This is a genomic window from Streptomyces parvulus (genome assembly GCF_014648855.1).
GTDB lineage: Bacteria > Actinomycetota > Actinomycetes > Streptomycetales > Streptomycetaceae > Streptomyces > Streptomyces parvulus.
Map to the genome: position 1 here is coordinate 383794 of NZ_BMRX01000009.1, position 18284 is coordinate 402077.

Genomic DNA, 18284 nt, shown 5'->3' on the forward strand with positions numbered 1-18284 from the left:
TGGCGCGGTGCCCCGGTCACGTCCGGCCGAGTTGCCGCGCCGGGCCGATGCGAGAAGGTGAGGGGGAGGCCCGCCCAGGCCGCCGGCCCGCCGGGGAGCCGACCCGCGAAGGGAGCCGGCATGACAGGCGATCCCGTGACAGGAGAACCCGTGACCGGCGATCCCGACGGCGACACCGCGGTGCTCAACGCGCTGTTCGCCAACTCACCGCAGGGTCTGTTCGTCTTCGACCCGGAGCTGAGGGTGGTCCGCTACAACCCCACCGGCCGCGGGGTGCGGGACCTGCCCGCCGAGGACGTGCTGGGGCACGGCATCGAGGACTTCTCCCCCGGGTTCGACACGACGGAGCTGCGGGCCCTGATCGAGGAGGTGCTCGCGACCGGGGACCCGGTGCGGGGCCGGCTGGTGCGGGGGCGCTCGTCGTCCGGCGGGCACCGCATGCTCGCCCTGGAGGTGTCCCTCTTCCCGCTGCCCGTCCCCGGTGACGGCCGGCCGGGGCTGGTCGGCGTGGTCGAGGACGTGACCGAGCGGCAGGCGGACGCGGACCGGCTCGCGGTGCTGAGCGCGGTGCACGCGCACGTCGGCTCCACGCTGGAGGAGCGGACCACCGTCGACGAGCTGGTACGGGCCCTGGTGCCGGCCTTCGCCGACGCGGCCACCGTCGACCTGCTGGACGACAGCGTCGCCGGCCCCGCCCGGCCGCCCGGCCCCCCGGCGCCGGACGAGCCGCTGCGCCGGGTGGCGTTCGCGCCCCCGACCGCCGACGTGGGCCGGCGACTCGGGGACAGCAGGCGGCCGCCCTACCCCACGCCGTACTCGCAGGCCCTCAACGACCTGCGGGCCCGCCTGGTGCGGGTCTCGGCCGGTGAACCCTGGCTCTCGGCCGACCCGGACGGCTTCGCGCCGCTGCTCAGGACGGGCGTCCACTCCATGATCGTGGCCCCGCTGACGGCGCGGGACACCGTCCTCGGGCTGCTGACCCTGTACCGCCACCGGACCGACCCCTTCGAGGACGCCGACCTGGACGTGGCCCGGCAGGCGGCGTTCACCGCGTCCGTGCACATCGACAACGCGCGCAGCTACCGGCACGAGCGCACCGTCGCCACCGCCCTCCAGCGCGCGCTGCAACCGGGCGAGATCCCGGAACTCTCGGCGGTGGAGACCGCGCACGTCTACCTGCCGGAGAGCGCGGGCGGCGACTGGTTCGACGTCGTCCCGCTGTCCGGCACCCGCGTCGCGCTGGTCGTCGGGGACGTCGTCGGTCACGGCATCGAGGCGGCGGCCACCATGGGGCAGCTCCGCCTCGCCCTGCGCACCCTCGCCCTGCAGGACCTGGAGACCGACGAGCTGCTGACCCGCCTGGACGAGGTCGCCGCCCAGCTCGCCGACGCCTCGAAGGGGCCCGGCACCGAGGTCGCGACGTGCGCGGTCAGCGTCTACAACCCCGTCTCCCGGCACTGCACCATGGTCCGCGCCGGGCACCCCGCACCCGTGGTGGTCGACCCCGACGGGTCCCCGCGTGCCGTGGACGTCCCCCAGGGACCGCCGCTGGGGGCGGGCGGCGGGCACGTGTACACGCCGGCCCTGGTGGAGCTGGAGCCGGGCAGCCTGCTCGCCCACTACACCAACGGGCTGCTCACGGGTGACGGCCGCGATCCGGCCTCGGGCGCCCGCCGCCTGGAACACATCCTGGCCTCCACCACCCGGCCGCTCCAGGAGCTGTGCGACACCGCCGTCTACCGCATGGCACCCTCCCGCGCCGACGACGCCGTCCTGCTGCTGGCCCGTACCCACGCCCTGCCCGCGGAGCGGGTCGCGGACTGGACGCTGCCCTCCGACGCCTCCGTCGTGTCCACCGCCCGCCGGCTGGTGGACCGGCAGCTCGCCGCCTGGCGGCTCGACGAGGCGGCCTTCACCACCGGACTCGTCGTCAGCGAACTGGTCACCAACGCCATCCGGTACGGCGACGGCCCGGTGCGGCTGCGGCTCATCCACGACCGGGGCCGGCTGCTGACCGAGGTCACGGACGCCAACAGTGCCAGCCCCCACGTGCGCCGCGCCCGGGAGAGCGACGAGGGCGGCCGGGGCCTGTACATCGTCATGCGGCTGAGCACGCGCTGGGGTGTCCGGCACGGCCGCCACGGCAAGACCATCTGGTCCGAGCAGCGCCTCGGCGGCGGGCAGCCGGACCCGGGGGCCGCCGCCGACGCCTTCGACCTGGCGGACCTGCTGGAGGACGCGGACCCGTGAGCCGCGGCCGGGCGCCCGCGCGGCGGCTCAGTGGTGGGCGTGGACGACGGCGTGCCCCCTGCCGCGGCCGATCATCCACTTGTTGACCGGCGTGGTGAGCACGAAGGCGACGGCCAGCGCGGCCGCCAGGGTGGCCCAGAACAGCCCCTCCGACAGATGCGCGTCCATCGCGCCCGGCGTGAGGGCGATGATCCCGTTGTCGACCAGTTCCATCACCGCGATGGAGACGGTGTCGGCGGCCAGCGCCACCTTGACGGCGGCCCTGAGGCCGAGGCCGGACCTGCGTACCGAGAACAGGGTGAAGGAGTAGCCGAAGAGGAACGCGAGCACGATCGCCAGGGCCATGGTCGGCGCGTTGCCCCAGGCCAGGGCGGTGCCGATGACCATGCCGAGGATCTCGCCGACGGCACAGCCCGTGAGGCAGTGCAGCGTCGCCCTCGCCGCCGTCCCCCAGGTCGCGTGGTGGGCCGTGTGATCCATCGCGGTCTCCCTTTCTTCCGCACGTCTCGGTCAACTCCGTCAACTATACCCCCCAGGGGTATATTCCCTCCAGGTCGGAGCCCCGGCGCGCCTCATACCGGAAGCCGATCGGAAGCGCATCGGAACGCCGGAAATCTGGATCCGGAAGCGCCGGTGCTGATCGGATCGGTCGATGCACTAGGCACATCGGCCCACTCGGGGCGCGTGCCGTATCCGCCCGCCCGGATACCGGCGGCAATGAGGTGACAGATGAGCAGTTCCCGCGTCCCGCCCGGCGCCCGTGGTTCCTACCCGGCGCCGGGACTCGCACTCACGCCCGGCCAGGTGCGCAACCAGGCCCTGACCGTCATCGCGATCCCGTTCGTCCTCATAGTCGTGCTGGCCGTCGTGCTCTCCACGACCGGCCGCGACGACGACGCCCCGTCCACCGACGGCTTCTACGGCAGCGCGGCGCTGCCCGACTGGGGCTCCGACGGCTCGGAGGACGGGGCCACCGACGGCTCCGGCGACGGCACCTACGACGACGGCACGAGCCCCGACGGCTCCGGCGGCCTGAGCGGTGACGACACCTACCCCTGGGGCGAGGAGACGCCCGCGACGCCGAGCTACGACCCGTACGAGGACGGCACCTACGCGGGCACGGACGGCACCCCCACCGACGACCCGACGGACACCACCTCCGACCCCGCGCTCGACGAGGACGGCCCGGAGGCCACCGTGACCGCCTACTTCGAGGCCATCAACGACCGCGACTTCGCCACCGCCTGGGAACTGGGCGGCAAGAACCTCGACCCGGACTACGACCACTTCGTCGCCGGCTTCGAGACCACCGACCGGGACGACGTCACCGTGAACGGGACGACGGGCGACGAGGTGTCGGTCACCGTCGTGGCCTGGGACAACGACGGCACGTCGGCCACCTTCGAAGGCACCTACACGGTGAGCGACGGCGTCATCACCGCCGCCGACGTGCGGGAAGGGAACTGAGGACCATGACCACCCACGCCGCCCCGCCGCCGCCGGACGCGACCAGCAACGTCACCCGGCTGCTGTGCGCCGGCACCTACCTCGACCCCGTCTACCGCAAGGCGGTCATCCGGGAGCTGCTGACCCACTCCTACCGGATGGTGGCCCCCTCCTACGGCTACGACGCCGCTCCCGTGCTCGCCCACGCCCTCGCCGCCCACAACCTGCGCCGCAACCAGCTGGCCGCCCTCGGCGCGGGCACCGCCGTCGTCCTGGTGCTGCTCTTCACGGGGCTGCTGAGCGGTCTCGGCGCCGCCCTGCTCTTCTTCTGGGTCGCCTGGGCCACGATGTTCCTGCGCCGGCTGGCCATCCTCCAGACCCTCGCCGAGCACCTCGCCCCGGCGACGCCCGGCCGGCCGGGCTTCGACGGCGCCTACCCGATGACCTCGCGCTTCACCCCGGAACTGGTCGGCAAGATCAACCGGCAGCAGGGCTCCGACACCGTCTACTACGGCGGCTACAAGCCGTTCGTGGGCGCCGGAAGCTCCATCCGCCGCTGGGCCAACGCCGAACTGCTCCTGGGCGCCCCCGTCTCCCGGGGCGGCGTGCTCACCGGGCCGGGCTCCCTGCTCAACGGCCACTTCCCCGCCCAGCACGGTCCGGCGGACGGCGGCGGGGACCACGCCCCCGCCGAGCGCAAACCGATCATCCCGTTCACCGTCGAGGACATCACCGGCCGCGTCTGCGAGCAGATGCTCGCCGAGCTGCGCGACAAGCCGGCGCCCAGCGACCGGATCCAGCTGCTCTCCGTCGACCGGCGCCGGTTCACCAAGGCGGTCCGCACCGCCGAGGGCCGCGACCCGGTCGCCGTACTCCTCGACGTGCCCGACCCCGAGGAGGGCGACGAGCACTGGCGGGAGGACTACGACGCGCGGCGCGAGTACCTGTGCATCCGCATCGGCGCCTGGCAACAGGAGCTGGTCACCTCGGTGTTCATCGGCTTCGACATCAAGGGCAGCACCCTGCACACCGAGTTCTACACCTACGTGCTCGGACCCGTGCCGGAGAGCTTCCACCTCGCCGACCGGCTGCCCGCCGCCATCGACGGCCGACTCATGGTGCGCATCGCCTGGGACGTCACCCGCAGCGCGCCCGGCGAACTGCTGCGGCTGGTCTTCAACCCGCTGCGCGAGCGGCTGCCCAGCCGCTTCGGCACCGACACCGTGCGGACCCTGGTCCGCCAGGCCCACGACACCAGCGAGTTCCGCCTCGGCCGCTACGCCCTCACCGAGGTCGACTGCGGCGCGCTCACCAGCGTCCGCGAGCTGGCGCCCGGCAACGACTTCCACCACTTCTTCCAGGAGTCGGACGCGATCAAGTACATCCAGATCATCGAGCGCCACCTGCTCCAGATCGTCGGTGACTTCCTGCGCGACCACGACGTCGACACCCGCGAGCACGACGCCCACCAGACCAACATCCTCCAGCAGAACTTCGGGGCCAACAGCACCAACAACTTCGGCGGCAACCAGAGCGTCGGCAACAACGGCACCCAGACCTTCGGCAACAACTCCGGCATCACCAGGGAGGCACGACCGGCATGAGCGCCCAGAAGTTCCACGGCAACGACTTCGGCCAGGGCAGCACCAACAACTTCGGGGGCAACCAGAGCACCGGCAACAACGGCACCCAGACCTTCGGCGACGGCTCCCCGGTCCACACGGGCCCGCCGGCTCACCCGCACGCCGACGGTTTCCGGAGGGGTGCGCTCCCGCCGCTCTCGGACGCCGAACGGGCGCGCGGCGTCTTCGTGGTGCACGGCCGCGACGACCAGGTGCGGCGCGAGATGTTCGAGCTGCTGCGCCGGCTCGACCTGCGCCCCAAGGAGTGGGAGGACCTGGTCAGAGCGACCGGCCAGGCCTCCCCGTTCCTCGGCGACGTCGTCGCCGGCGCCCCGGCCCAGGCCCAGGCGGCGCTCGTCCTGCTCACCCCTGACGACGTCGTCAGCCTCCACCCGGACCTGCGGGGCCACAACGAACCGGACTACGAGACCCGGCCCGTGTGCCAGCCGCGGCCCAACGTGCTGATCGAGCTGGGCATGGTGCTCATGGCGTACCCCGAGCGGACCCTGATCGTCGAGGTGGGCGGCCTGCGGCCGATCGCCGACATCGCGGGGCGCAACGTGATCCGCTTCGACGGCTCCGGGACCGCGCTCGGCAAGATCGTGGAACGGCTCAAGCTGGCGGGCTGCACGGTCAACGACACCGGTTCGGACTGGCGCCACACCTACCCGTTCCAGCACCTGTCCGCCTACCACCGCCGGCCCTAGCCCGGCGGATCCCGCGCCGTTCGGGGGACCGGCGCAGGCGGCCCCCGGGACGCGTCCCGTACGACGGAACGCGTCCCGGGGGCCGGCCCTTCTCCGCCCGGCCCTCCCGCTACGCCGCATCGCGCGCGTCCGCCGCCGCCAGCACCCCGAGGAACGCCGCCACCTCCGCCAGGTCCACCCGCTCCAGTTCGGCGGGCCTGAGCACGACGCTCAGTTCGCGGCAGATCACCCGTTCCCGGGAGTGCGTGATGAACGAGAGCAGGATCAGCCGCAGCAGGCTCTCCTCGTCCAGACCGTGCAGCCGCGACAGCCCGGACCCGATCAACGGCACCGCCACCCGGTCCAGTTGCCCGTGCCGGTACACCGCGTCCCACACCCGGCCGAGGCTCAGCCACAGCTCCTCGGTGCTCGACCGCGCCACGCAGTCGTTGCCCAGCCGGCTGTGCGCGACCCCGAACACCAGCCGCGGCCGGCTGCCCAGCACCGCCACCGTGCCCACCGGGTAGCGGTCGAGCTTGCCGTACGGCTTGTCCTCCCGCGCCTCCCGCGCGACCGGCACCGCGGCGCCCAGGGCCGCCGCCAGCTCCTCGTCGAGCCGCGCCGCGTCACCCCCGTACCGCCGCTCCAGCAACTGCCCCTGCACGCTGGCGCCGCTGATGACCACGCCGTCCCGGACATCCGTGTCGAACGTGTCGCAGAAGCCGACGACCAGGTGGGCGGGCTGGTCGAAGAGGTCGCCCGGGCCGACCGCGACGGACATCCGCGGCCGCCCGAACTCCTGGCGCACGGCCACCGTCGGCCTGCTCCGCGCCACCGCCCAGGCCACGCACAGCAGCACCGAAGCCGCCGTCACCGGGGCCGGCCCGGGAACCGCCCCCGGCCACAGCTGCCCCACGAACTGCAGCACCGCCGACACCCCGCCGAAGGCCGCCATCAGACTCCCGGCGAACAGCCTCCGGGACCGCGCCCCGCCGAACGGCCGGCGCCGGCCGGACCCGCCCCGCGGACTCAGCCGGACCCGCCGGGGCGGCGTGCGTACGGCGGGACCGGCACCACGCGAACCGTCCGAATCCACAACTCCCCCAAACGGACAATTGATACGCTGCCGAAACCTCCCCCGTGACCACTCGGCGGAAGAGGGCGGAACGAGTGGAGACCACTTGTATGACGCGCATCCGTGTGAGCGTCCTCGGCCCGGCGGGGCTCGAAGTCGACGGCATACCCGTCCGGTTGACGCCCCTGACGACACGGCTCCTGGTCCGGCTGGTGGCCGCCGAGGGCGAGGCCGTACCCGTCCGTACCCTGCACCGCGACGTGTGGGCGGTCGACGGCGAGCGGCCGCACCAGTCGGGCCGGCACCGCAACGAGGTGCAGAAGCGCGTCCTCGAACTGCGCCGCGCCCTCGACCCGGACCACGGCGGTGACGGCGCCCGGGTGCTGCGCACCGAGCAGCTGCTGGCCGCGCCGGCGCCGGAGACCGCGTACCGGCTGGTGCTGACGCCCGAGCAGCTGGACTGCGCGGAGTTCACCGACCTGGTCAACTCGGCGCTGCTCGCGGCGCCCGCGTCGGCGGCCGACCGGCTGGCGGCGGCCCTTGCCCTGGTCCGCGGCCGCCCCCTGGCCGAGGCGGGCGGCGAGGACTTCGCCCGGCCGCTGGTGCGCCGGCTGCTCGCGCTGCACGAGACGGCCCGCCGCCAGCTGATCCGCAGCCGCATGGACCTGGGCCGCCACGACCTCGCCCTGCCGGTCGCCCAGCAACTGGCCCGGGAGCGGCCGGACGACCAGGACGTCGCCGAGCTGCTGGGCGCGCTGCGGGCCCGGCTGCGCGAGCGGCACGGGCAGGAGCTGCTGCGCCACACCTTCCCCGGGGCCGGGGACCTGGTGGTGGTGCGCGGCGACCTGTTCGACCAGGAGGACGCCAACCTGGTGGTCGGGTTCACCGACACCTTCGACACCGCCACCGAGCGGGACCTGGTGATCAGCCGGGACAGCGTGCAGGGGCAGCTGGTGGACCGGCTGTTCGGCGGCGAGCGCAAGCTCCTCGACGACCGGCTCCAGGCCGGGCTGCGGGCGCTCACCCCGCTGCGCACCGAGCGGCCCCGGGACAAACCGCGCGGCCGGCGGGTGCGCTATCCGCTCGGCACCACCGTGCCGCTCACGGTGAACGGCCGCCGCGTCTTCGCGGTGGCGTACTCCCGGCTCGGCAACGATCTCGTCGCCCGCTCCGGACCGGCCGACCTGCGGGAGAGCCTCGCCACCCTCTGGCCGGCCGTCGCCCGGTACGGCATGTTCAAGCCGGTCGCGATCCCGTTGATCGGCTCCGGCCTCGCCCGGATCGTCGAACTCGACCGCACCCAGCTGCTGTTCATGATCGTCGAGAGTTTCGCCGCGCACTGCCGCCGGGACCCGGCCACCGCCCCGGAACTGCGCGTCGTGATCCGCCCGGCCGACCTCGAACGCACGGACCTGTCCGCCCTCGGCACCCACCTGCGCACCCGGGCGGCCCACGGCCGCGCCGATGTCGGGGCCGGCACCGGCCCCCCGAGCACCGGTGCCGGCGCCGGCGACAGCGGTGCGGTCCAAGGCCACCGGTGACGTCGGCATGGGTCCAGCCCACCAGCACGACCGCTTCCGGCACCAGCGACGACCCGCTTCCGAACCGCTTCCGACGGGGCGGACTGAGGGGCGGCGGCCCTAGCTGCGGCGGCCCTCGCCGTCCGCCGCGTCCCGCCCGGTACCCGCGGCCGCCGGGGCCACCGTGAAGCCGATCACCGAACCGCCGCCGTCCCGCCGGTACGCGAACGGGGCCCCGCCGTGGGCCAGGGCCACCTCGCGCACGATGGACAGGCCGAGCCCCGAGCCGGGCCGGGAGCGGGCGTCGGCGGCGCGGTAGAAGCGGTCGAAGACCCGGGCCAGGTCGGCGTCCGAGATGCCGGGGCCGCGGTCCAGGACCTCCACGCGGATCGGGCCCGGCCGGGCGGGTCCGGCCACGACCACCTCGATGGGCCCGGTGCCGTCGGGGTCGAACTTCGCGGCGTTCTCGACCAGGTTGGAGAGCGCGCGGGTCAGCATCGCGGGCCGGGCCTCGGCCGTGGTCGCGCCGCAGACGCGCACGCCGATCGCGCGGCCGGTGCGGCGCCGGGCCTGCACCGCCACGTCCCCGGCCAGCTCGCCGAGGTCGACGGGTTGCGGGGGCTCGCCCGCGAACTGGCCGGCCGCCAGCTCGACCAGCTCGTTGACCAGGTCGGTCAGCTCACGGGCCTCCTGCCCGAGGTCGGCGACGAGTTCCCCGCGGGCCGCGGGCGGCAGCTCGTCGATGCGGCGCAGCAGGGAGATGTTGGTCCGCAGCGAGGTCAGCGGCGTCCGCAGCTCGTGCCCGGCGTCCTGGACCAGGCGCCGCTGGTCCTCCTCCGACTGGGCGAGCCGGCCCAGCATGAGGTCGAAGGCGCGGCCGAGGCGCCCCACCTCGTCGGGGCCGGTGACCGGGACCTGGACGCCGAGCCTGCGGGTGCGGGCGACGTTCTCGGCGGCGGAGGTGAGGACCACCAGGCGCCGGGTGATGCGCCGGGCCAGCCACCAGCCGAACAGGCCCGCGGCGAGCACCACCGCCGCCATCAGGAGCAGCGTCCGGCGCTGGAGGGCGCGCAGCAGGTCCTCGGTGTCGCTGAACTCCTGCGCCACCTGCACCGCGCCCCGGCCGCCGCCGAGGGAGACGGTCGCCACCCGGAAGACGTCGGTGCCGACGTCGACGTCGTCGTGCTGGACCACCCGCCCGGCCTCGGCGGCGCCGGCGGTGTCCCGGTCGGAGGCGGTCACCGGCAGCCGCGGTCCGGCCGGGTCGAGGATCCCGCCGTCCGGCCCGAGGACCTGTACGTCGGTGCGGGCCGGGCGCACGATGTCGTGGCCCGGCGCGGAGGAGGAGAAGTCGCCCGGGGACAGCCGCTGCCTGCGCACCTCGGCGCGCAGCTCGCCCGCCGCCTGCTCGAAGACGGACTCCTGGTCGACCCGGACCAGCCGCGCGGCCGCGTTGTAGGAGAGCCCGCCGACGAGGACCGTGACGACCGCGGTGATCGTCGCGAAGGACACCGCGAACGTCGTCCGCAGCGACAGCAGCCGGGGCCGGCGCCCGAGCGGGGAGGGGCCCACTCAGTCCGCCCGCAGCACGTAACCCACGCCGCGCACGGTCTGGATCAGCTGCGGGGCGCCCGGCTGGTCGAGTTTGCGGCGCAGGTAGCCGACGTAGACGGCGAGGTTCTTGGAGCCGGGGCCGAAGTCGTAGCCCCAGATGCGGTCGTAGATCGTGGAGTGGTCGAGCACGGTGCCCGCGTTGCGGACCAGCAGTTCGAGGAGTTCGAACTCGGTGCGGGTCAGTTCCAGCTCGCGTCCGTCGCGCCAGGCTCGGCGGGCCCTCGGGTCCATGCGCAGCCCGGCGGCCTGCGGGTACCGGTCGTCCGGCGCGTCCTCGGGCGGCGCGGCCCGGTCGTCGGCGGCGGCCTCCGCGCGCTCGGCGGGGTCCGTGCGGTCCGTGCGGCGCAGCAGGGCGCGCAGGCGGGCGAAGACCTCCTCGACGTCGAAGGGCTTCACCACGTAGTCGTCGGCGCCCGCGTCCAGGCCCGCGATCCGGTCCGCGGTCTCCACCAGCGCGGTCAGCATCAGGATCGGGGTGGCGTCGCCCTCGGCGCGCAGCTCGCGGCAGACCTGGAGGCCGTCGACGCCCGGCATCATCACGTCCAGCACCAGGACGTCGGGCCGGCCGCGGTGGGCCTCGGCCAGCGCCTCGGCGCCGTCGGCGACCGCGGTGACCCGGTACCCCTCCAGGGTGAGGGCACGCTCCAGGGCGTGCCGGATCGCGCGGTCGTCTTCGGCGAGCAGAACAGTCCGGGGCACCCGTCCAGTCTGCCAAGGCCGCCGGCGGCACGGTCCGACGGCCCGGACCCTCACCGGGAACTCACCCGGCGGGCCGCAGCGCGGCGAGGCGCTGCTCGAAGGGCACGACCTCCTCGAAGGAGTCGCGGCGGGGCCGCGGGCGGTCCGCCCCGGACAGGCCCGTCATGAGCGCCGCCAGCTCCCCCGCGGCCCGCTCGGTGCGGCCGTCGAGGCCTTCGGCACCCCAGTCCTCGGAGGCGGCGTAGACGCCGGTGGGGACGACCACGGCCTTCAGATAGGCGAACAGCGGACGCAGGGCGTGGTCGAGGACCAGCGAGTGCCGGGCCGTGCCGCCGGTCGCGCCGATCAGCACCGGCTTGCCGGCCAGGGCGTCCTCGTCGGTGACGCTCAGCGCGTCGAAGAACGACTTGAACAGCCCGCTGTACGACGCCGAGAACACCGGCGTGACCGCGATCACGCCGTCGGCCTCGGCGACCGCGGCGAACGCGTCGGCCAGCGGTGGCGGCGGGAAGCCGTTGGTGAAGGTGTGCGCGATCTCCACGGCGAGGTCGCGCAGCTCGATCACCCGGACCTCCGCCGCCGTCCGCCCGGCGGTGCCGACGGCCAGCCGGTCGGCCAGCAGCCGGGTGGACGACGGGACGCTCAGTCCCGCCGAGACGACGACGAGCCTCATGCCCGTACTCCTTCCTCGCGAACGTCCTCGCGAACGTCCTCGCGAACGTCCTTGCGCGCGCCCGCCAGCAGGGACGCGTGGGTCGGGGCGTCCGGCACGCCGGCCGGGCGGTCCTTGGCGAACTCCTTCCGCAGCACCGGCACGACCTCCTCGCCGAGCAGGTCGAGCTGCTCCAGGACGGTCTTCAGGGGCAGGCCGGCGTGGTCCATCAGGAACAGCTGGCGCTGGTAGTCGCCGGCGTAGTCGCGGAAGGCGAGGGTCTTCTCGATCACCTGCTGCGGCGAGCCGACGGTCAGCGGCGTCTGCTCGGTGAACTCCTCCAGGGAGGGGCCGTGCCCATAGACGGGCGCGACGTCGAAGTACGGCCGGAACTCGCGCACCGCGTCCTGGCTGTTCCTCCGCATGAACACCTGGCCGCCGAGGCCGACGATCGCCTGCTCGGGGGTGCCGTGCCCGTAGTGCGCGTACCGCTGCCGGTACAGCTCGACCATCCGCTTGGTGTGGTCGGCGGGCCAGAAGATGTTGTTGTGGAAGAAGCCGTCGCCGTAGTACGCGGCCTGCTCGGCGATCTCCGGGGAGCGGATGGAGCCGTGCCAGACGAAGGGGGCGACGCCGTCCAGCGGCCGGGGCGTCGAGGTGAAGCCCTGGAGCGGGGTACGGAACCGGCCCTCCCAGTCCACACCCTCCTCGCGCCACAGGCGGTGCAGCAGGGCGTAGTTCTCGACGGCGAGGTTGATGCCCTGGCGGATGTCCTTGCCGAACCAGGGATAGACGGGCCCGGTGTTGCCGCGGCCCATCATCACGTCCACCCGGCCGTCGGCCAGGTGCTGGAGCATCGCGAAGTCCTCGGCGATCTTCACCGGGTCGTTGGTGGTGATGAGCGTGGTGGAGGTGGACAGGACCAGCCGCTCGGTGCGGGCGGCGATGTAGCCGAGCATGGTCGTCGGCGACGAGGGGACGAACGGCGGGTTGTGGTGCTCGCCGGTCGCGAACACGTCGAGCCCGACCTCCTCGGCCTTCAGCGCGATGGCGACCATGGCCTTGATCCGCTCGCGCTCGGTCGGCGTACGGCCCGTGGTCGGGTCGGGCGTGACGTCGCCGACGCTGAAAATGCCGAACTGCATGGTCGCTCAACCTCCGGTTTGTTGACGCTTCAACTATACCGGTGAACGGACGACCCCCCGCCCTTATTCCACGGCGGCCCAAGCCGGGGAACGTGACCGTGCGAAGCTGCCCACATGCTCGTCCTGCGCTCCGCCGCCCTCTTCGCCGTCGCCGCCCTCTTCGAGATCGGGGGCGCCTGGCTGGTCTGGCAGGGGGTGCGCGAGCAGCGCGGCTGGCTCTGGGCGGCCGGCGGCGTCCTGGCGCTCGGCGCCTACGGCTTCGTCGCCACCTTCCAGCCCGACGCCCACTTCGGCCGCATCCTCGCCGCGTACGGCGGGATCTTCGTGGCCGGCTCGATCCTGTGGGGCATGGCGGCCGACGGCTACCGGCCCGACCGCTGGGACGTCACGGGGGCGCTGGTCTGCCTCGCCGGGATGGCCGTGATCATGTGGGCACCCCGCAACGGGGGCTGACTACCCTGGACCGCGACGTCCCGCACCTCACCAAGGAGCAGCCCATGGCCACCGCAGCCGCCCCGTCCGCCGCCTCCCGCATCGCCGTCGTGACCGGTGCGAGCAGCGGCATCGGCGCCGCCACGGCCCGGCAGCTCGCCGCGGCCGGGTACCGGGTCGTCCTCACGGCCCGCCGCAAGGACCGCATCGAGGCGCTGGCGGAGGAGATCGAGGCGGCCGGCCACCAGGCGACGGCCTACCCCCTCGACGTCACCGACCGCGAGGCCGTCGACGAGTTCGCCACCGCCTTCAAGACGATCGGCGTCCTGGTCAACAACGCCGGCGGCGCGCTCGGCGCCGACCCGGTGGCCACCGGCGACCCGGAGGACTGGCGCCGGATGTACGAGACGAACGTCCTCGGCACCCTGAACCTCACCCAGGCCCTGCTCCCCAAGCTGGAGGCGAGCGGCGACGGCACGGTGGTCGTCGTCTCCTCCACCGCGGGCTTCGCCACCTACGAGGGCGGCGCGGGCTACGTCGCCGCCAAGCACGCCGAGCACGTCCTGGCCGAGACACTGCGCCTGGAGATCGTCGGCCGCCCGGTCCGGGTCGTCGAGATCGCGCCCGGCATGGTCAAGACCGACGAGTTCGCCCTCACCCGCTTCTCCGGCGACGAGGACAAGGCGGCCAAGGTCTACCAGGGCGTCGCCGCCCCCCTGACCGCCGACGACGTCGCCGACACCATCACCTGGGCGATCACCCGCCCCGCCCACGTCAACATCGACCTCCTGGTGGTCCGCCCCCGCGCCCAGGCGTCGAACACGAAGGTGCACCGGGAAGGCTGACACCGGTGAGTAACTCACAGGAGTGAAGCGATTCCGATTGCACGAACGGCTCTTGAACTGGCGATCTAGGCTCGCGCCACAACATCCAACGTGACGGTCCTCGGCCGGGATACCGGTCCCGACCGAGAACCTGACCAACCCGGAAGTAGGGCTTCCCGGTGGCTGAACGCGAGCCTAGCGGTCATCAGTTCATGGACCTGAGGGTCCCCGAGTACGCGTACATGTTCGGATTCCTGCAAGCCGACGGACACCTCTCTCAAAGTGCGGGCCAGAAAGGTCGCTTGACCACCGAGATCAGCGTGCGGGACGTCGATCTTCTCCGCCAGTTCCAGAAGCTCACGCCGTTCTACAGCAGCGTCACTGAGCGCATCCGGTCCACCAACTTCGCCGGGACTTCTCACACGGCGGTGTGGTCGCTGTACTCACTGGAAGCCAGGACGCTACTCAACAAGCTCGGCCTGCCGTACGGCCGCAAATCACAGTCCATCTCGCCGCCCCGCGGCGAGTTCGCGAGCCGTGACTACCTCCGAGGCGTTGTCGACGCCGACGGGTCGGTGGGTTACACCGGAAAGGGCTTCCCCTTCGTCTCCCTCACCACGGCCAGCACCGCCATCGGCCACTACCTCTGCGACTACGGCAAGCAGGTGGCCGGCGTACAGCGCACGATCAAGCGCAACGGACGAGACGGCATCTACAACGTCCTCTACGCCATGGAGGCGGCCCAGCGTCTGGCAGCGGACCTGTACTACCCCGGCTGCCTTTCCCTGAAGCGCAAGCACGCTGCCGCTGACTCACTCGCCGCGTGGGTGCGGCCCGCCCGGATGAGGTCCGCTCACACCCGACGACGTTGGACCGCGACGGAAGACCGGATCCTGTTGAAGCTCAACAGCCCGACGGGGGCCGCGGAAGCCCTCGGCAGGACTCCGCAGAGCTGCAACCTCCGCATGTGGCGCCTCCGCTCCGGACAAGTGCCACTACCCAGCGAACAGTGACCGGCTGACCGGGGCCCCTGGTTGGTCCGGGGGCCCTCCACCTCAGCCCTTCACACATACGACCTGCTTCAACTTCGCCACGACTTCGACGAGGTCGCGCTGCTGCTCCATTACATGGTCGATGTTCTTGTAAGCACCCGGGATCTCGTCCAGCACTCCGGAGTCCTTCCGGCACTCGACACCTCGCGTCTGCTCCTCCAGGTCTTTCACGGTGTAACGCCGCTTCGCGGCATTGCGGCTCATACGTCGGCCTGCACCGTGTGAGGCGGAGTTGAAGGCCTTCTCGTTCCCCAGCCCCCGCACGATGTACGAGCTGGTGGCCATGGAGCCGGGAATGATGCCGTACTCGCCGGAACCCGCACGGATCGCGCCCTTACGCGTAACCAGCAGGTCCATCCCCTGGTACTGCTCCTCAGCCACGTAGTTGTGATGGCAGGAGACCTCCTGTTCGAAGACCGGCTTCGCCTTCTTGAACTCCTTGCGGACCACGTCCTTGAAGAGCGCCATCATCAGCGTGCGGTTGTACTTCGCGTACTCCTGCGCCCAGAACAGGTCGTTGCGGTACGCCGCCATCTGCGGGGTGTCCGCGACGAACACCGCGAGGTCTCGGTCGACCAGGCCCTGGTTGTGCGGGAGCTTCTGGGCGACGCCGATGTGATGCTCGGCGAGCTCCTTGCCGATGTTGCGCGAGCCGGAGTGCAGCATGAGCCAGACCACACCGGACTGATCGAGACAGAATTCGATCATGTGGTTGCCGGATCCGAGCGTACCCATCTGCTTCCCAGCCCGCTCCCGCCGGAACTTGACCGCCTCCGCCACCCCGTCGAACCGCCCCCAGAAGTCGTCCCACCCGCTCGTCGCGAGCCCGTGGAAGCGCCCCGGCTCGACCGGGTCGTCATGCATCCCCCGCCCCACCGGAATCGCCTGCTCGATCTTCGAGCGGAGCCGGGAGAGGTCGCCGGGCAGGTCGTTGGCGGTCAGGGAGGTCCGTACCGCCGACATGCCGCAGCCGATGTCGACCCCCACCGCCGCCGGGCACACCGCGCCCCGCATCGCGATCACGGAGCCGACCGTCGCGCCCTTGCCGTAGTGCACGTCCGGCATGACCGCCAGGCCCTTGATCCACGGCAGGGTCGCGACGTTGCGGAGCTGCTGGAGCGCCACGTCCTCGACCGTCGCCGGGTCGGTCCACATCCGGATCGGCACCTTCGCGCCCGGCATCTCCACGTACGACATAACGTCCCCCTCGTCCTTTTCCCCCGGAAACCAAACAGAAGTGTCGAAGCGCAAAAACCGGAGCCAATGACGACCAAAGGGATGGCCGACCGGCGTTCACGGCAGCGCGTGCGATACACATTGTCTCCAGGGGACGCCCCCGTGCGGCAAGCGATTAACCAGCGGGGACACTGGAGTCTCGACGCGTCCCGAAGCGTTCCGAACCACAGCCACCCCGGCGAGAGGAGCCGCACCGTGCAGCGGAAGGCCTACGTACCCGGCGTCGCCGCCTGCCTCGCGGTGCTGCTGGCCGGCTGCACCGGCGGCTCCGGCGACGGCGCCACCGCCGACGACTCCAACCCGGGGCAGCCGGGCGTCGCCACCGAGGCCGCCGAGCCGGGCAGGTACCGCACCCTGCCGGAGCCGTGCGGCGCGGTCGGGGACAAGACGCTCGACACCCTGCTGCCCGGCCTCGCGGAGATCCCGGACGAGGTGCAGCGCGAGAAGGCGTACAAGGGGGAGCCGACGCTCGCGTACGACACGGACCGCAAGGTCGGCTGCCGTTGGAAGGTCGACTCGGCGGACGCCGCCAACCACCTCCTCGTCGACTTCGAGCGGGTGGTGTCGTACGACACCGCGGTGAGCGACGACAGCCAGGCCGAGCAGCTCTTCACCAAGCGGGTGGCGGACGCCGACCTGCCCGAGCCGGTCGTCCCGGATTCGGGGTCCCCCTCCGGGTCCGGCGCGGCGACGGGTTCGGACTCCCCGTCGGGCACCCCGTCGTCCGGCTCGCCCTCCGCCACGCCCTCGGGCGCCACACCGTCCGGTGACGCCTCGTCGGACCCGTCGGCGGGTGCCACGCCGGCCGAACTCCAGCCCCGGCTCCTCGACGACCTCGGCGACGAGGGATACCTCGACGACGAGCTGAACGACTCCGGTTCGACCGCGAAACAGCGCACCGTCACTGTGGCGTTCCGCACGTCGAACGTCGTGGTGACCATCGAGTACGCGGAGCAGTCGGCGACGCTCGGAGTCGTGCCGGACAGCGAGGAAATGCAGGACATGGCCCGGAAACTCGCCTCCCAGCTGGCGGATTCACTCGGCGGCTGAGTCCGCCGGCGACCCGCTCGCGAGCGCGGGCGCCGCACCCGAAGCGGGTCCGCACGATTTCTTCACCGCGTACGGTGGCTCCTCGGACCCGTTCCGACCCGCAGGAACCACGAGCGCCATGAGTGAAGGAACCATGCAGCTACGAGCCCAGCGTGACCAGCGAGACAAGCGTGAGCAGCGAGAGCGGAAAGCGTCGCGGCTGACCCGCGCCGCCGTCTGCGCGGCCGCCGTCCCCGCCGTCCTGGTGGTGGCCGGCTGCTCCTCGGACTCCGGCTCCGGTGACGGGCAGGACAAGGCGGCCGCGGAGAAGTCGGCCGCGTCCCAGTCCGCGAGCCCGTCCCCGACGGTGCGGGCGGCGGCGTACGCGAAGCTTCCGGAGCCGTGCTCCGTGCTGTCGAAGAAGTCGCTGGAGGACCTGGTGCCGAAGGGCGACTCCGGCAAGGAGGGCGCCTCCAACGACACCGCGTCCCGGGTCAGTTGCTCCTGGGACAGCCTCGACGACAACGGGGTCAAGGGCTCCCAGTTCCGCTGGCTGAGCGTGTCGATGCTGCGCTTCGACTCGGACGCGACGCGCGGCGCGGGCGACGAGCTGGCGCACGCCTACTACACCAAGCAGGTCGGCGACGCGCAGAGCGCCGAGGGCGCGAAGGGCCTCAAGACCGCGCCGGTCTCCGGCACGGGCGACGAGGCCTCGGTCGTGCGCTACGACCTGAAGAAGAAGGAAGGCACCTTCAAGCAGCAGACGGTCGTGGCGCGCGTCGAGAACGTCGTCGTCACCGTCGACTACAACGGCGCGGGCCTGGCCGGCGAGAAGACGCCGGACGGGGACGACCTGGTGAAGGACGCGCAGAAGGCGGCCAAGGAGGCGGTGGCCGCGGTGGCGAAGGCCAACGGCGGCGGGGCGGACAGCTCGCCCTCGGCGTCCGAGCCGGCCTCCAAGAAGCCCTCCGCATCGGCGTCGAAGTCGGGCTGACGGACCGT

17 protein-coding genes are annotated in these 18284 nt (G+C 72.6%); 10 read left to right on the plus strand and 7 right to left on the minus strand.

Going from position 1 to position 18284, the window contains the following annotated elements; genetic code table 11:
- Nucleotides 1-150: 150 nt before the first annotated feature.
- Nucleotides 151-2250: a SpoIIE family protein phosphatase gene (locus IE108_RS20055; RefSeq protein WP_064729190.1), complete on the plus strand. Its 2100-nt coding sequence runs from the start codon at nt 151-153 to the stop codon at nt 2248-2250.
- A gap of 27 nt (nt 2251-2277) precedes the next feature.
- On the opposite strand, the gene IE108_RS20060 is transcribed toward IE108_RS20055, so the two are convergent.
- Nucleotides 2278-2730 (minus strand): DUF4396 domain-containing protein, encoded by a 453-nt coding sequence (locus IE108_RS20060; protein WP_064729189.1) that lies wholly within the window; start codon nt 2728-2730, stop codon nt 2278-2280.
- A gap of 249 nt (nt 2731-2979) precedes the next feature.
- On the opposite strand from IE108_RS20060, the gene IE108_RS20065 reads away from it, so the two are divergent.
- From IE108_RS20065 to IE108_RS20075, 3 genes are read left to right on the plus strand one after another with little or no spacing between them, the layout of a single operon-like run.
- Nucleotides 2980-3717: a hypothetical protein gene (locus tag IE108_RS20065; protein ID WP_064729188.1), complete on the plus strand. Its 738-nt coding sequence runs from the start codon at nt 2980-2982 to the stop codon at nt 3715-3717.
- Between the two features lie 5 nt (nt 3718-3722).
- The gene (locus IE108_RS20070) at nt 3723-5300 is read left to right on the plus strand and encodes an AbeC-like domain-containing protein (protein WP_064729187.1); all 1578 of its coding nucleotides are present in this window, start codon (nt 3723-3725) and stop codon (nt 5298-5300) included.
- Nucleotides 5297-6025 (plus strand): TIR domain-containing protein, encoded by a 729-nt coding sequence (locus IE108_RS20075; protein WP_064729186.1) that lies wholly within the window; start codon nt 5297-5299, stop codon nt 6023-6025. The genes IE108_RS20070 and IE108_RS20075 overlap by 4 nt, the downstream gene beginning before the upstream one ends.
- A 109-nt stretch (nt 6026-6134) precedes the next feature.
- Here IE108_RS20075 and IE108_RS20080 read toward each other — a convergent pair whose 3' ends face one another.
- On the minus strand, nt 6135-6959 hold the full coding sequence (locus IE108_RS20080; protein ID WP_229852179.1) for a macro domain-containing protein: 825 nt from the start codon (nt 6957-6959) through the stop codon (nt 6135-6137).
- Between the two features lie 230 nt (nt 6960-7189).
- Here IE108_RS20080 and IE108_RS20085 point away from each other — a divergent pair, with 230 nt between their 5' ends.
- Entirely contained in the window at nt 7190-8620 is a 1431-nt protein-coding gene (locus tag IE108_RS20085; protein WP_064729185.1) for an AfsR/SARP family transcriptional regulator, read from the plus strand.
- 99 nt (nt 8621-8719) lie between these two features.
- On the opposite strand, the gene IE108_RS20090 is transcribed toward IE108_RS20085, so the two are convergent.
- The 4 genes from IE108_RS20090 to IE108_RS20105 all read right to left on the minus strand — a co-directional run bounded on the left by IE108_RS20090 (nt 8720) and on the right by IE108_RS20105 (nt 12709).
- The gene (locus IE108_RS20090; RefSeq protein ID WP_064729184.1) at nt 8720-10171 is read right to left on the minus strand and encodes a sensor histidine kinase; all 1452 of its coding nucleotides are present in this window, start codon (nt 10169-10171) and stop codon (nt 8720-8722) included.
- Nucleotides 10172-10912: a response regulator transcription factor gene (locus IE108_RS20095; RefSeq protein WP_064729183.1), complete on the minus strand. Its 741-nt coding sequence runs from the start codon at nt 10910-10912 to the stop codon at nt 10172-10174. It lies immediately after the preceding gene.
- Between the two features lie 61 nt (nt 10913-10973).
- Nucleotides 10974-11585, minus strand: a complete 612-nt coding sequence (locus IE108_RS20100) for an FMN reductase (RefSeq protein ID WP_064729182.1) — start codon at nt 11583-11585, stop codon at nt 10974-10976.
- Entirely contained in the window at nt 11582-12709 is a 1128-nt protein-coding gene (locus IE108_RS20105; RefSeq protein WP_064729181.1) for an LLM class flavin-dependent oxidoreductase, read from the minus strand. The genes IE108_RS20100 and IE108_RS20105 overlap by 4 nt, the downstream gene beginning before the upstream one ends.
- Before the next feature lie 114 nt (nt 12710-12823).
- Between IE108_RS20105 and IE108_RS20110 the strand changes: the two genes are divergently transcribed.
- The 3 genes from IE108_RS20110 (at nt 12824) to IE108_RS20120 (ending at nt 14978) form a co-directional block, all read left to right on the plus strand.
- Nucleotides 12824-13162 carry a YnfA family protein gene (locus tag IE108_RS20110; RefSeq protein WP_064729180.1) on the plus strand — a complete coding sequence of 113 codons (339 nt, stop codon included), beginning with the start codon at nt 12824-12826 and terminating at the stop codon, nt 13160-13162.
- Between the two features lie 44 nt (nt 13163-13206).
- On the plus strand, nt 13207-13986 hold the full coding sequence (locus tag IE108_RS20115) for an SDR family NAD(P)-dependent oxidoreductase (RefSeq protein ID WP_064731894.1): 780 nt from the start codon (nt 13207-13209) through the stop codon (nt 13984-13986).
- A gap of 281 nt (nt 13987-14267) precedes the next feature.
- Nucleotides 14268-14978 carry a hypothetical protein gene (locus IE108_RS20120; RefSeq protein WP_308433791.1) on the plus strand — a complete coding sequence of 237 codons (711 nt, stop codon included), beginning with the start codon at nt 14268-14270 and terminating at the stop codon, nt 14976-14978.
- Between the two features lie 42 nt (nt 14979-15020).
- Here the strand turns inward: IE108_RS20120 and IE108_RS20125 are convergent, their stop codons facing one another.
- A complete protein-coding gene (locus tag IE108_RS20125; RefSeq protein ID WP_064729178.1) occupies nt 15021-16214 on the minus strand; it encodes an RtcB family protein in 1194 nt (397 codons plus the stop codon).
- A 234-nt stretch (nt 16215-16448) separates the two neighbouring features.
- On the opposite strand from IE108_RS20125, the gene IE108_RS20130 reads away from it, so the two are divergent.
- Both IE108_RS20130 and IE108_RS20135 read left to right on the plus strand, forming a co-directional pair.
- The gene (locus IE108_RS20130; protein WP_064729177.1) at nt 16449-17303 is read left to right on the plus strand and encodes a hypothetical protein; all 855 of its coding nucleotides are present in this window, start codon (nt 16449-16451) and stop codon (nt 17301-17303) included.
- A 118-nt stretch (nt 17304-17421) separates the two neighbouring features.
- Complete coding sequence (locus IE108_RS20135; protein WP_064729176.1) at nt 17422-18276, plus strand: DUF3558 family protein; 855 nt, start codon at nt 17422-17424, stop codon at nt 18274-18276.
- The last annotated feature ends 8 nt before the right edge of the window (nt 18277-18284 follow it).

Bases quoted from the DNA above. Each gene is read 5' to 3' on its own strand.
- IE108_RS20060 (WP_064729189.1), bottom strand. From the start codon at position 2,730: ATGGATCACACGGCCCACCACGCGACCTGGGGGACGGCGGCGAGGGCG.
- IE108_RS20065 (WP_064729188.1), top strand. From the start codon at position 2,980: ATGAGCAGTTCCCGCGTCCCGCCCGGCGCCCGTGGTTCCTACCCGGCG.
- IE108_RS20070 (WP_064729187.1), top strand. From the start codon at position 3,723: ATGACCACCCACGCCGCCCCGCCGCCGCCGGACGCGACCAGCAACGTC.
- IE108_RS20075 (WP_064729186.1), top strand. From the start codon at position 5,297: ATGAGCGCCCAGAAGTTCCACGGCAACGACTTCGGCCAGGGCAGCACC.
- IE108_RS20080 (WP_229852179.1), bottom strand. From the start codon at position 6,959: ATGGCGGCCTTCGGCGGGGTGTCGGCGGTGCTGCAGTTCGTGGGGCAG.
- IE108_RS20085 (WP_064729185.1), top strand. From the start codon at position 7,190: ATGACGCGCATCCGTGTGAGCGTCCTCGGCCCGGCGGGGCTCGAAGTC.
- IE108_RS20100 (WP_064729182.1), bottom strand. From the start codon at position 11,585: ATGAGGCTCGTCGTCGTCTCGGCGGGACTGAGCGTCCCGTCGTCCACC.
- IE108_RS20105 (WP_064729181.1), bottom strand. From the start codon at position 12,709: ATGCAGTTCGGCATTTTCAGCGTCGGCGACGTCACGCCCGACCCGACC.
- IE108_RS20110 (WP_064729180.1), top strand. From the start codon at position 12,824: ATGCTCGTCCTGCGCTCCGCCGCCCTCTTCGCCGTCGCCGCCCTCTTC.
- IE108_RS20115 (WP_064731894.1), top strand. From the start codon at position 13,207: ATGGCCACCGCAGCCGCCCCGTCCGCCGCCTCCCGCATCGCCGTCGTG.
- IE108_RS20125 (WP_064729178.1), bottom strand. From the start codon at position 16,214: ATGTCGTACGTGGAGATGCCGGGCGCGAAGGTGCCGATCCGGATGTGG.
- IE108_RS20135 (WP_064729176.1), top strand. From the start codon at position 17,422: ATGAGTGAAGGAACCATGCAGCTACGAGCCCAGCGTGACCAGCGAGAC.